Annotated in this window: 12 protein-coding genes and 1 tRNA gene; 5 read left to right on the plus strand and 8 right to left on the minus strand. The window is 62.8% G+C overall.

What is annotated here, in order from left to right; translation table 11 throughout:
• Positions 1 to 66 precede the first annotated feature (66 nt).
• Positions 67 to 1,629 (plus strand): winged helix-turn-helix domain-containing protein, encoded by a 1,563-nt coding sequence (locus tag IVA91_RS18995; protein ID WP_247459056.1) that lies wholly within the window; start codon positions 67 to 69, stop codon positions 1,627 to 1,629.
• 185 nt (positions 1,630 to 1,814) lie between these two features.
• Here the strand turns inward: IVA91_RS18995 and IVA91_RS19000 are convergent, their stop codons facing one another.
• The 7 genes from IVA91_RS19000 to IVA91_RS19030 all read right to left on the minus strand — a co-directional run bounded on the left by IVA91_RS19000 (position 1,815) and on the right by IVA91_RS19030 (position 7,462).
• Positions 1,815 to 2,024: a hypothetical protein gene (locus IVA91_RS19000; protein ID WP_247275783.1), complete on the minus strand. Its 210-nt coding sequence runs from the start codon at positions 2,022 to 2,024 to the stop codon at positions 1,815 to 1,817.
• A 162-nt stretch (positions 2,025 to 2,186) separates the two neighbouring features.
• On the minus strand, positions 2,187 to 4,067 hold the full coding sequence (locus tag IVA91_RS19005) for a response regulator (protein WP_247459057.1): 1,881 nt from the start codon (positions 4,065 to 4,067) through the stop codon (positions 2,187 to 2,189).
• Positions 4,068 to 4,106: 39 nt separating this feature from the next.
• On the minus strand, positions 4,107 to 5,597 hold the full coding sequence (gene kaiC, locus IVA91_RS19010) for a circadian clock protein KaiC (RefSeq protein ID WP_247459058.1): 1,491 nt from the start codon (positions 5,595 to 5,597) through the stop codon (positions 4,107 to 4,109).
• On the minus strand, positions 5,594 to 5,878 hold the full coding sequence (locus IVA91_RS19015) for a circadian clock KaiB family protein (protein WP_247459059.1): 285 nt from the start codon (positions 5,876 to 5,878) through the stop codon (positions 5,594 to 5,596). Before IVA91_RS19015 ends, kaiC begins: the two co-directional genes overlap by 4 nt.
• Before the next feature lie 164 nt (positions 5,879 to 6,042).
• Positions 6,043 to 6,690, minus strand: a complete 648-nt coding sequence (locus tag IVA91_RS19020) for a response regulator transcription factor (RefSeq protein ID WP_247275719.1) — start codon at positions 6,688 to 6,690, stop codon at positions 6,043 to 6,045.
• Positions 6,691 to 6,955: 265 nt separating this feature from the next.
• Positions 6,956 to 7,040, minus strand: a tRNA-Leu gene (locus IVA91_RS19025).
• A gap of 179 nt (positions 7,041 to 7,219) precedes the next feature.
• Positions 7,220 to 7,462: a FliM/FliN family flagellar motor switch protein gene (locus IVA91_RS19030; protein ID WP_011088012.1), complete on the minus strand. Its 243-nt coding sequence runs from the start codon at positions 7,460 to 7,462 to the stop codon at positions 7,220 to 7,222.
• 98 nt (positions 7,463 to 7,560) lie between these two features.
• On the opposite strand from IVA91_RS19030, the gene lipB reads away from it, so the two are divergent.
• Both lipB and IVA91_RS19040 read left to right on the plus strand, forming a co-directional pair.
• A complete protein-coding gene (lipB, locus tag IVA91_RS19035) occupies positions 7,561 to 8,310 on the plus strand; it encodes a lipoyl(octanoyl) transferase LipB (RefSeq protein ID WP_247459060.1) in 750 nt (249 codons plus the stop codon).
• A 170-nt stretch (positions 8,311 to 8,480) separates the two neighbouring features.
• Entirely contained in the window at positions 8,481 to 9,191 is a 711-nt protein-coding gene (locus tag IVA91_RS19040) for a DNA helicase (RefSeq protein WP_247459061.1), read from the plus strand.
• A gap of 57 nt (positions 9,192 to 9,248) precedes the next feature.
• Here the strand turns inward: IVA91_RS19040 and IVA91_RS19045 are convergent, their stop codons facing one another.
• Positions 9,249 to 9,671: a 4-oxalocrotonate tautomerase family protein gene (locus tag IVA91_RS19045; protein ID WP_247420552.1), complete on the minus strand. Its 423-nt coding sequence runs from the start codon at positions 9,669 to 9,671 to the stop codon at positions 9,249 to 9,251.
• Between the two features lie 110 nt (positions 9,672 to 9,781).
• On the opposite strand from IVA91_RS19045, the gene IVA91_RS19050 reads away from it, so the two are divergent.
• The gene (locus IVA91_RS19050; protein ID WP_247420550.1) at positions 9,782 to 10,636 is read left to right on the plus strand and encodes a LysR substrate-binding domain-containing protein; all 855 of its coding nucleotides are present in this window, start codon (positions 9,782 to 9,784) and stop codon (positions 10,634 to 10,636) included.
• A gap of 157 nt (positions 10,637 to 10,793) precedes the next feature.
• Positions 10,794 to 12,314 carry a PAS domain-containing sensor histidine kinase gene (locus IVA91_RS19055; protein ID WP_247420547.1) on the plus strand — a complete coding sequence of 507 codons (1,521 nt, stop codon included), beginning with the start codon at positions 10,794 to 10,796 and terminating at the stop codon, positions 12,312 to 12,314.
• Positions 12,315 to 12,322 lie beyond the last annotated feature (8 nt).

Raw genomic sequence — 12,322 nt, forward strand, 5'->3', positions numbered from 1 at the left:
ATCCCGCGCTTCCCGGAAGTCCTAAATCAGTTCCGAAAAAGTCGCGAAAAATGTAGTCTCCAGGCGATGACCACCCACGAATTTGGTCCCTACCGGCTCGATGCAGAGGCCGAGATGCTGTTTCGCGAGGCCGAACCGGTCGCGCTCGGTCGGCGCGCCGTGGTGCTGCTGCGGCTCCTGATCGAACGGGCCGGAACACCGGTTTCCAAGGACGCATTGATGCAGGCGGCGTGGCCGGGGCTTGCGATCGAGGAGAGCAATCTGACGGTTCAGATCGCCGCCCTGCGGCGAATATTTGCCGACGGCGACAGGGGCGCGGCTTGGATCGAGACGCTGCCGCGCCGCGGCTACCGTTATGTCGGGCCGCCGGTCGCCATCGACTTTGGAGCCGGCCAGCCTGCCTCATCGGCGCCTGCAGGGTCCGATAGGCTGTCACTTGCAGTGCTTCCGTTCTCGAATCTGAGCGGCGACCCCCGGCAGGATTACTTTTCCGACGGCATCACAGGCGATATCATCGCCGAACTATCGCGGTTCAGGTCGCTGTTCGTCGTCGCCCGCCACTCCAGCTTCGCCTACAAGGACAAGCCTCCCGAGATCAAGCGCGTCGCCCGCGAGCTTGGCGTCAGGTATGTCGCCGAGGGCAGCGTGCGCAAGATCGGCAGCCGGGTGCGGGCGACCGTTCAACTGCTCGACGCCACGAGCGGCTATAATCTCTGGACCGAGCGCTACGACCGTGAACTCGATGACATCTTCGCGCTCCAGGACGAGATCGTCGGGGCGATCGTCGCGGCTCTGCCGGGCCGGCTTGAGGACGCCGGCCGCGAGATCGCCCGATGCAAGCCGACCGCCAGCGTGACCGCCTACGATCTGGTTCTACTGGGGAACGAGCGGTGGCGTCAGCTGACCGTGAAGGGCATGGCCGAAGCCAGGGAGTATTTCCGGAACGCCGTCGCGCTCGACCCGCAATATGCCCGCGCCCACGTCAACATCGCCTGGACCATGGTCTGCGACGCGTTTCTCGAATCGCCGACCATCGCGACTTTGGACGAGGCGCTTCGCGAGATCGAGACCGCGCTCGACATCGACGGCGGCGACGCCTGGTCTCATGGCGTCTTCGCACAGCTATTGTTCCTGCTGAATGAAGACGCCAAGGCCGAAATCCATTTCAGTCGAGCTCTCGCACTCAATCCAAACGATGCCGACGTCGTCGCCGTCTTCGCCAACATTCTGGTCTATTGGGGACGGTGGCGCGAGGCCCTCCTATGGATCGGGTCAGCCAAACGGCTGAATCCCTTTCCGCCCAACCTGTACCATTGGTATCACGCGCTCGCCCTCTATTCGGGCCGCGAGTATACGCAGGCGGTCAATGCGTTGATGGAGGCGCGATCGCTCGATAGGTGGTCACACGCTCTCCTCGCGGCGTGCTATGCGCAGATCGGACGGCTCAACGAGGCCCGATCCGAAGCAGAGGCATTCATCAGCGAGCGGCGTCGAGAACTTAACGCGCGTGGCGACGCCGCACCCGCGAAGACACTCGACTTGGCCCGGGCCCGAGCCGACCGCTATCGCGATCCCGCCGACCGCGAGCACTTTCTCGATGGTTTGCGCAAAGCGGGCCTCACCAGCTGACAGCACGCGGCGCTCCTGTTGCGACGCTCGCGCCGAGCAAGGCCATGAACTTCGGCCGCCAAACGAGACCTAATCCTGATGGCCCGCCGCAGGCGGGCGTCTCATGGATGGCCGCGGCGAGCTATCCGCCACGCTTCCTTCATATGCGATAGCCCTGCCGTGAATGGGGCCGCACCGTGCTGTGATCAGCGCCATGCCTTCTCGTTCTTTTGTTCGTAGTCTTTGAAAGCCTTCTCGAGGCCGCCCAAAACCTCGGCGGACGTTTCGAACATCGCCTTCAACTGCGGTTCGTCGACTTTCTCGATGTCCTCGCGCAAATGGCTCCGGATATCGCGGAGAGCCTTCTGCATCTTCTGTGTATGGTGTCGGGGATCACGATCTGCCGCACTTGCCATCGCCACTCTCCTCGCTGCGAATATTGCCGGCCGAAGTGCAGGAGCGTCCGGCAAGATGGGCCTTTAACGGCCCGAGGGAAGCCTGGTTCCAATTACGAAATCCGATAAAGCCGGCATGAAATACAGGGAATTGCTCATGGAGTTCAGCTGCACATTCAGTATCTACGAGTGAACCTCCATTCGCTCAAGCGCGGCGATCAGCTGATCCACGTCGAAGGGCTTGGTCAGAATTTCAAGTCGCGCCGCAGGCGCGAAGCGTTGCCGAATCTCGTCATCGGCGTAGCCAGTTGTCAGGACGATGGGCAGGTCTGACCGCAGGGCTCGAAGCTCCTCAACCAGTCCATCTCCGGGTCGGTCGGGAAGCCCGAGATCGACCACGGCGGCCGCCAGCTCGTGGTGCGTGCTTCTCGCCTTCAGGACTGCCTCCTCGAAGCTTGTCGCGGCCTCGGTGACGAAGCCCCTCTCCGAGAGCATGTCCGTGAGCAGCAGGCTCAAGAGGAATTCGTCTTCGACGACAAGGACGCGCCGCGTGGGGGCGTTTCCGTGGTTCAAGAGTTCGCGCACCCTGCCACCAAGCTCCGCCGAGGAGAACGGCTTGCTGAGCAGTCTGGTGCCGGCCTCGAGGCGGCCTTCGCGAATGAGGACGTCACCGGCATAGCCGGTGGTGATGAGAACCTTCAACCCGGGGCGATGCGCACGAGCACACTCGGCGAGGTCCTTCCCGGTGAGCTGGCCGGGAAGGCCAAGATCCGTGAACAGAAGGTCGACCCTGGCGCCGCGCTCGAGTATCTTCAGCGCCGAATGCGCGTCGCTCGCTTCGATCACCACATATCCGAACTCGCGGAGGCTGTTGCTCGCGAAAGCCCGCACATCCTCGTTGTCCTCGACGACAAGGATGGTTTCGCCCTCTCGTGAGTGGAGGACAAACGGACTGTCTTGCTTTGAGGCTTGCGGCGGCGGCAGAGCGTCGGATTGCGCCGCCGCCTTCGGAAGCAGGATCTCGATCCTTGTTCCGCCATTTGGCTTGCTCGACAGCGTAATGTGGCCCCCACTCTGCCTCACAAAGCCGTAGACCTGACTGAGGCCCAGCCCCGTTCCTCTTCCATCCGGCTTTGTCGTGAAGAAAGGCTCGAACACGCGACTGAGCACGTCAGGAGTCATTCCACAGCCTGAATCGGTCACGGCGATGAGGACGTGAGGGCCTGGGCGTCCTTCATCCTCGCGGGTTTCATCGGCGAGCTTTCGATCGATATTCGCCACTTCAATTGCGATACTTCCGCCCTCCGGCATCGCGTCTCGGGCGTTCACGGCCAAGTTCAGAATCGCCGATTCCAGCTCCGTCGGATCCACTTCGACCGGCCAAAGATCCTCTGCGACCGTCGTTCTGACGACGATCGTCTCTCCGAGCGTCCGTTGCAGCAGATCGGACAAGCTCGAGATCAGCTCCTTGAGATCGACGAGCCGGGCCTCCAGCGGCTTCTGGCGGGCAAAACTCAGCAGCTTCGCCGTCAGCTGCGCGGCCTGCCGGGCACCCCGCGCGGCATTTTCGAGCGCATTGGCAATCCGGCTGTCGGCTCCTGCAGTCACGCGCATGGCGCTTTCCAGATTTCCGAGCACAACCGTTAGCAGATTGTTGAAATCGTGTGCGATGCCGGCGGTCAGCCGACCCACTGCCTCCATCTTGGCGGCATGGCGCAGACGCTCCTCGGTGGCCCTGCGGCTCGAAATGTCGCGAATGCTCGCAAGGCGCGCAGGCCGGCCATCAAAAGTCGTCTCGACCGTGCGGATTTCCGCATCGATGACGCGAGCGCCCGGCTGATGAACCGAGATCTCGGTCATATCGTCCACGACAAAGGGAATCCCGATGGGTGATCCGATCAACGATCCGATCGGGCGGCCGAAGATCGTTTCCGAGGCCGGATTGGCAAACAGCACGACGCCGGATTCATCGACGACAATGATGCCGTCGGCATTCTTTTCGATCAGAAACCGGACCTCGGACTGATCGATCGCCGGCTTTGTGGACGGACCCGCTATGCTCATGATTCACCTGAAGCGGCCATGTGGAATGCGTCGGCGAGCTCATTCTCTGAATACGTTCGGAGCCCGACTGAACGGCTCACCCAAATGCATGCCGGCGCCGTCTATCGTGAAACGCCGGATCTCCTTGGCATGCTCGCTGCCGCGCATCTTCAACACCATCAACCCGCGATGCATGATCTCCTGCTCCTGGATGTATCGCAGCAGAATGATGGAGTCGGTCATGGTGGAAATGTGCTGCTCGCTTGCGCTTTCGCCGCCCACCAGAGACTTGCTGGTCGCCGTGCACAAACCGGCGATCTCCCGCTTCTTGATGAAGGATGTCAGGCTGATCAGGAACTCGCGGAAGCCGGTCTCGGGGGCAATTCGCTCCAGGGCCGAAAGGCTGTCGACGGCAATTCGGTTGGGCTTGAATTCGTCAACCAACCCCTGGATCGTCAACAGGTGATCGGGCAGCCCCTGGGCTTCGGGGTACAGGCAAACGATCTTCAATTTTCCTTCCGCCTCCATCCGCGCGAAATCGGCGCCCCAGCCCGTGGCATTTCGGAAGAGCTGGCCCTTGCTCTCCTCGTATCCGAACAGAATGGCTCTTTCCCCGGCCTCGACGCCGCCTGCGAGAAAATTCGTGACCAGCAGCGTCTTTCCGGTGCCTGTGGCTCCGCTCACGAGCGTCACGCTGTCTCGGAAGAAGCCTCCGCCGCACATCTCGTCGATTGCGGAATTTCCGCTGGTGACCCGCACGGTGCTGGACTGTTGCTCGAGCCGGAGAGACGACAGCGGAATGGCGACGACCCCGCGTCCTGCCAACAGCGTGAATGGCGCCTCGCCCTCCGCGTGATGGCTGCCTCGCATCTTGAGCACCTCGATCGTCCGCCGGCGCTTCTCTCGGTAGAGGAGATTACGCAGGATGACGACATTGTCGGCGACGAATTCCTCGAGCCGATGCCGCGTGATCTCTCCATATTCGCTGTTTCGCTCCGCCGTCATCAGCACGGTCAGGCCCGCCTTCTTCAAGGCCGTGCTGATGCGAAACAGCTCGCGCCTCAGTATCTTGGGATCGCTGATGAAATGATCGAAAAGCTGAGTGAGTGAGTCCAGCACCACGCGCTTGGCGTTGACGCTCCTGACTGCATGCATGATTCGGGACAGCAGCCCCTCCAGGTCGAAGTCGCCGATGACCAGTTCGTCCGTGCTCGGTGGGCTCGCGTCGACGAACGCGAGGCGACCGGCCTTCCGCCACTTGGCCAGTTCCCAGCCGAACCCGCTCATATTGGCCTCGATATCGGCGGGCGGCTCCTCGAACGTGACCAGCACGCCGTTCTCGTTGAACGTCTCGATGCCGTGCGCGAGAAACTGGGTGGCGAACACCGTCTTGCCGCTTCCAGGCGTGCCGCCGACGACCGTCGTTCGGGCGCGCGGGAGCCCACCCATCACCAATTCATCGAACGCATCGACGCCGGTCCTGACCCGCTCCAGTACGCTGGAGATCTCGGTCTCCTGGTCGCCGTCTTGGCCGCTATCCTGGGCGGTCATGCGTGATCTCCTTCGATTCCCATGAATTCAAGGATGCGTTTGGTATCGCTGAGGTCTCCGACGATGCGACGGGAGCGAGGGCCGTCCTCGTACGAAAGGGTCGGCGTGGCAATGATGCCGGCGCGGTCGGCGAGATCAGGACGCGTGAGCACGTCGATGATCTCGACGTCCCAGCCTTTGCTGCTCACCGAGGCGCGAAGGCGCTCAAGATTCTGCTGGGCGCGGCGGGAGTTCGCCGAGTTACCCGCAATGTAGAGTCGTAGCACGAGCGGAGCAGCCACCGGACATAGCCTTACTTTTTTGATCGTCGGGTCAATGCCGAACCAAAGCTGCCACTGCTCGCCCCTCCGGCGGTCTTCGGTCGCTCAACAAGCCTGCGCTCCGAAGGAACAACATGGTTCCCCGGAGCGCAAGAGAGAGAGAAATACTAGGCGACTAGTAGCGGCTAACGTTCCGCTCGATCCGCACGCGGTCGCCTCCGTCTTGCCTCCGCCAAAGCCTCGTTGGTGATCCCGCGCTCGCGCGCCCAAAGGATTGCCGCGCTTCGCCGATTGACGCCGATCTTGCGATAGAGCGATGCAACGTGGTTGCGGATCGTGTTCTGGGACAGGTGCAGCTGCTCGCTCATGTGCAGGTCGCTCTTGCCCTGACAGATCAGTCCAAGAATCTCCCGCTCGCGATCGGTGAGCAGTTCGATATCCGCCACAGAAGGATTCGGTTGAGCGATACGGACACCCTTCAGCTTCTCGATAATGGTTCGGGCAAAAGACGTTGTATCTGCCAGGACCGACTCGATCGCCGACATCGTGTCCTGGTTTGCCTCTTCCGTTTCCTGAATGATGCAGATGGCGGTCGGCGCATCCGACAGCGTCAGCGTTCGAACCGAAACGAAGCAATCGATGCTTTGACCTGCCGGCCTCCGAAGGGGCAGCTCAAGGCTCTTGAGACTTCCATCCAGCCGACTTCGGGTCTTCTCATCGACCCAAACGAGGTTTCCCTTCCTATCGACCACGATGGCGCCATTCTCGAGAGCAGACAAAATCGCGGTCCAAGGTTCGTTTTCGCGCGCATCATCGCTCGCCATTCGGCCCATGGCCTGGCTCCCCTCTGGTTGCGGAATTCGACTTGCTTGGATTTGCCTGGATAACGCCCGCCCCCGGAACTAGTTCCTTCGTACCAAATGACTGGTAATTCTGCGCTAACGTGGCCTGATGCGAGCGGGTCGCTCGCGGACCCCCGTGAATGGCGCTTTTGGTGGGGCGTCCGGCCTGAATTCGTGGACCGGACAAAGGGGATGAATATTCGACCAGCCGTCCGCAGACGAAGCGACCGCTCCGGACGCTCCGAATATGTGGGTGTGGTGCGCTCGGAGGGACTCGAACCCCCACGGTGTTACCCACTGCCACCTCAAGGCAGCGCGTCTACCAGTTCCGCCACGAGCGCTAGGAGATGCCGGCCTGAGGTCTTAGGCTGGCCGGATCAGCGGCCGCCGATCTAACAAATCCATCAGGGGGATACAAGCCTGCAAAGGCCCCGAATTCCACAAGGCAGGAAAGTTCATGCCCCTTCCCTTGGGATCTGGCTTCAGCCCGTGCCCAGGCCTTTACCTCGTCCCCGGGGCGCTACCGCGTCCCCGGCGTGCGCGGCAGCATCTGCTTGACCTCGACCGCGATCCGGTTGCGATCGACCAGCACGACGCCGGAGGCGACCGGCAAATTATTGGCCAAAACCTTGACCTCGTCGGCCTCGGTTGCGTCCAGTTCGATGATGGCGCCGCGGGAAAGACGTAATACCTGATGGATCGGCATGGTGGTCGTCCCGAGGACGACCATGAGATCCACGGTGACTTTATCGAGAGTGGGCACTGTCAGGACCGCCGCAACTTGGGACTGTGAACCAAAGGACTTTGAACCAAAGAACTTGGCATTTGCTCCCGTCATGATCACCACGTTATGGTTAGCCAATGGTTAATTCGCCCGAAAACCCCCGCCAAAACCCGCGTCACGAGCTCGATTTGACGTCGTTTTCCGCCGCCAGCGGCCACCCCGTCACGTGGCTTATCTCGGACGCTCCGGTGCCCTATCCGGACGCGGTAGCCGCCATGGAGGCCCGAGTCGCGGCGATCGCCGCGGGCGAGGCTGCCGAGCTGGTCTGGCTGCTCGAACATCCCCCGCTCTACACCTCCGGCACTTCGGGCAAAGAATCCGACCTGCTCGATCCACGATTCCCAACTTTTGCGACCGGACGCGGCGGCCAGCTCACCTATCACGGCCCCGGCCAGCGGGTGGCCTATGTCATGCTCGACCTCAAGCGCCGCCGGCCGGACGTCCGGGCCTATGTCGCGAGCCTGGAGGAGTTGATTCTGCGCACGCTGGCCGCCTTCAACGTGCGCGGCGAGCGGCGCGAGGACCGGGTCGGGGTCTGGGTCAGGCGGCCGGACAAGGGGCCAGAGCATGAGGACAAGATCGCGGCGATCGGCGTCCGGCTGAGACGCTGGGTGTCATTCCATGGCATTGCGATCAACGTCGAGCCGGAGTTGTCGCATTTCGGCGGCATCATCCCTTGCGGCGTCGCCGATCCCCGCTATGGCGTCACCTCGCTGGTCGATCTCGGCCAGCTCGTGGCCATGGCCGATGTCGACATCGCGCTGCGCCAGGCGTTCGAGCAATTGTTCGGGCCGACACGCGCGCTGGTGCCGGAAGCGGAGGTCTGACGCTTCCGTGGTCTTCGCGGAATCAGCTATGCTTGTTTCGGTGTCGCCCACGCCTCCCCCCTCCGCCGGGAAAGTAGACTTCATACCGGGCGAATTGATCTTCGACCGACTGTTCGAGCGCCAGGCATAAGGAGGGGTTGCGATCATGCTCGCAATGGGAGGTTCTCGCGATGAAATTATCTGCGCCCATCTATCATATGAAGCGCAAGGCGAAACGCATGTCCCGCGAGCGAGGCATTCCGCTTCACGAGGCGCTTGACCGCATCGCGACGATTGAGGGGTTTTCGGCCTGGAGCATGCTCGCGGCGAAGGCGGCGGCGGTAACGCCGGCCAGCAGGCTATTCTCGCAATTCCGGCCGGGCGACCTGGTGCTGGTCGGCGCGCGTCCTGTTCACGGCAAAACCCTGATGAGCCTCGAGCTTGCGGTGGAGGCAATGCGGTCGGGCCATCGCGCTGCGTTCTTCTCGCTCGAATATACCGAGAAAGAGGTTCTGGACCGCCTCCGCGCGATCGGCGTGGAACCCGCACAATTCGACAGGCTGTTCGAGATCGATTGCTCCGACGCCATCAGCGCCGACTACGTCGTCAAGCAAATGGCCGCAGCTCCCTGCGGCACGGTCGTGGTGATAGACTATCTGCAATTGCTCGATCAGAGGCGGGAGCCGGACCTCTCCGTTCAGGTGCGCGCACTGAAATCGTTCGCACACGACAGGGGATTGGTCGTCGTCTTCATTTCGCAGATCAATCGATCCTACGACCCCTCCGTCAAGCCATGCCCCGATCTCGGCGATGTCAGGCTGCCAAATCCGCTGGACCTGAAGCTGTTCGACAAGATGTGCTTTCTGAACAATTCCGAAGTTCAGCTCCGGCTCGCGAGCTGACGATCCTCGATGTCCGGTCCGTGCCGCGGGTGAGATCGTCACCCGCGACCTCCGGCATCACGCCGCCTTGAGCGGGACCTCGAGCTTGCCGGCGATGTAGCGGCGCTCCTGAGTGAGGCCGCCGAAGCCATAGGCATCGCCCTTGACCTCGTCGACGTGCAGATAGGTCTCGGGATGCAGCGGGCCCAAAAGCTCGGCCATGCGCCTGAACATGGCAGCGAGATAGGCCGCCTTCTCGTCCTTGGTGTTGGTGCCTTCGCTGACGTGGATGTCGATCCAGTAGCTCGCAAGCTTCTGCTCGGCGAGCGACTTGCCGCCGGCGAACCAGTCGCTTGCATCGACCGATTTCACGATGATGGCAGTCACCTTGGGGTCCTTGTGCAGGATCGTTGCGGTGAGCTCGGACACGGCGTTCGCAATGTCGGCCTTCAGCGAGGGCGACTGGCGGGATGTGGTGTAGGACACGGTGATCAGGGGCATGGATGTTCTCCTCCGGAGCCGCGCAGGTCGCGCGGCGTTGATGAGAAGCTAGATCTCCCTTCGCCATTTTGGTATGTTATCGTTGATGATATCAATGATAACGACTTGTGATGACAGCCGTCCTCGACATCGCCACCGTCCAGGCCTTCCTGCTGGTCGCCGAGCTCCAGAGCTTCACCCGCGCCGCGGAGGCGCTCGGCACAACACAGGCGGCCGTCAGCCTGAAGATGCAGCGGCTGGAGACGCTGCTCGGAAAGCGTCTCGTCGAACGCTCGCCGCGCGCGGTCCGGCTCACCGCCGAGGGCGCCGCGTTCCGCGATCGTGCCCGCGCGCTGATGGAGGCGCATGACCGGGCGCTGTCAGGTGAGGCTTCAGTCGCGCAGACGCTCTCGCTCGGCATCTCCGACCATGCGGCGGGGCCCGAACTCGTCCCACTGCTCGAACGCCTGCACGCGATGTCTACGAATCTCACCCTCGCCGTCACCATCGGCTTCTCGCGCGAGATGCAGGATGCCTATGACGCGGGGCGGCTCGATGCGGTGATCGTGCGCCAGGAGGGCAGCCGTCGCGGCGGCGAAAAATTGGCCGAGGACGAGTTCGGCTGGTTCGCCGCAAGACGCTTCACGCTACGGAAAGGTGAGCCGTTGCCGCTTGCGACGCTCGCCCCACCTTGCGGCGTCCGCGCCGTTGCCGTCCGCGCACTCGACAAGGCCGGCATCGCCTGGCGCGAGCGCTTCGTCGGCGGTGGCGTCACGGCGGCCGTCGCGGCCGCGCTTGCCGGCCTCGCGGTCGCGCCATTGGCGCGGCGGATTGCGCCTCCCGGGCTGGTCGACATCGGGCCGGCACAGAAATTGCCGAAACTCGGCAGCTCGAAAGTGATGCTGCATTCCAAGGTTAGCGATCCCGCTAAGCTTACGGCGCTGCGTGCAGTGACGGCGACGTTCCGGAGCGGCACGGCGGCTTGAGGCCGAACGCTCACAAGATGGCCTCGAACGCGCTGCGCAGCGTCTCGTGAGCGGCGGCCGATTTGCATACGCCCCCCGATGTTTGCCTAAAAATGTCCCAGATTGGGGGAACCATCCGGCGCCTCGGGCGTTTGCCCCCGTCGAGGCGGGGTCCGGAATGGTTAAAAAGTCTAGTCAGCAGAGAGACTTGTTCGAGAGCGAACGCAGTTTCCGGCTGTTGGTTGAAGGCGTTGCCGACTACGCCCTTTACATGCTCGACCCCAGCGGGATCATCACGAGCTGGAACATCGGCGGCGAGCGCATCAAGGGCTACTCGCCCGGGGAAATCCTCGGCCAACATTTTTCGCGCTTCTACACCGAGACCGACCGCGCCAACGGCAAACCGGCGCGGGCGCTGGGCATCGCGCGGGAAAAGGGCCGCTACGAGGAGGAAGGCTGGCGTGTCCGCAAGGACGGCACGTTCTTCTGGGCCAGCGTCGTGATCGATCCGATCTATGAGGACGGCGAGCTGGTCGGCTTCGCCAAGATCACGCGCGACATCACCGAACGCCGCAATACGCAGCTCAAGCTCGAGGTGATGCAGAAGCAGCTCGCCGAATCCCAGAAGTTCGATGCGCTCGGCCAGCTCACCGGAGGGGTGGCTCACGATTTCAACAATCTCCTGATGATCATCAGCGGCAGCCTCCACATGTTGAAGAGGGGCACTGACGACGAGGCCAAGGTTCAGCGCGCGATCTCGGCCATCGAGACCGCCACCAAGCGCGGCGCGGCGCTGACCAACCAGCTCCTCACCTTCGCACGGCGACAGAGCGTCAATCCGCAGGCGGTCGATTTCGCCGAGCGTATCGCGGCGATCCGCGAGGTGCTCGATGCCGGCGTCGGCAGCTCCGTGCGTCTGGTCTTCGACATCAGTGGCGAAGTGTGGCCGATCAAGACCGACGTCTCCGAACTCGAGACCGCGCTGCTCAACCTCGTCATCAATGCCCGCGATGCGATGCCCGACGGGGGCACGGTGACGATCGGTGCGCACAACGTCGTACTCCATGAGCCCCCGCTCGCCGGCAACTTCGTCGCGATCGACGTCAGCGATACCGGGTTCGGCATTCCCGATGACGTCCTCGACAAGATCTTCGAGCCGTTCTTCACGACCAAGCCGATCGGAAAAGGCACCGGACTCGGCCTCTCCCAGGTGCACGGCTTTGCCCACCAGGCGGGCGGCACGATCAAGGTCGCCAGCGAGCTTGGCAAGGGGACCACTTTCACCATCCTGCTACCGCGCGCGGACGACGCCCCATCGCGCGAGCCGGCGGGAGCATCATCGTTCCGCGGCAGCGGCACGGTGCTGCTGGTCGAGGACAATCCGGACGTCGCCTCCGTCAGCGTCGGCCTGCTGGAACAGCTCGGCTACAGCGTGCGCAGGGTCGCCGATGCCGAAGCTGCGCTGCTCGAGATCGAGAAGAACGGCGTCGACTTCGTATTCTCGGACATCGTCATGCCCGGCAAGATGGACGGGCTCGGCCTCGCCCAGCACCTGCGCCAGATCCGGCCCGGCCTGCCGATCCTGCTCGCCACCGGCTATAGCGAGGTCGCCGCCGGCGTGCGCGGCGATTTCCCGATCCTGCGCAAGCCCTACGAGATCCACGAGCTCAGCGAGGCGATCGCCAAGCTGCCGCGGTGATTGCTCAC

It is taken from the genome of Bradyrhizobium sp. 153, from assembly GCF_023073835.1.
Classification (GTDB): Bacteria; Pseudomonadota; Alphaproteobacteria; order Rhizobiales; family Xanthobacteraceae; genus Bradyrhizobium.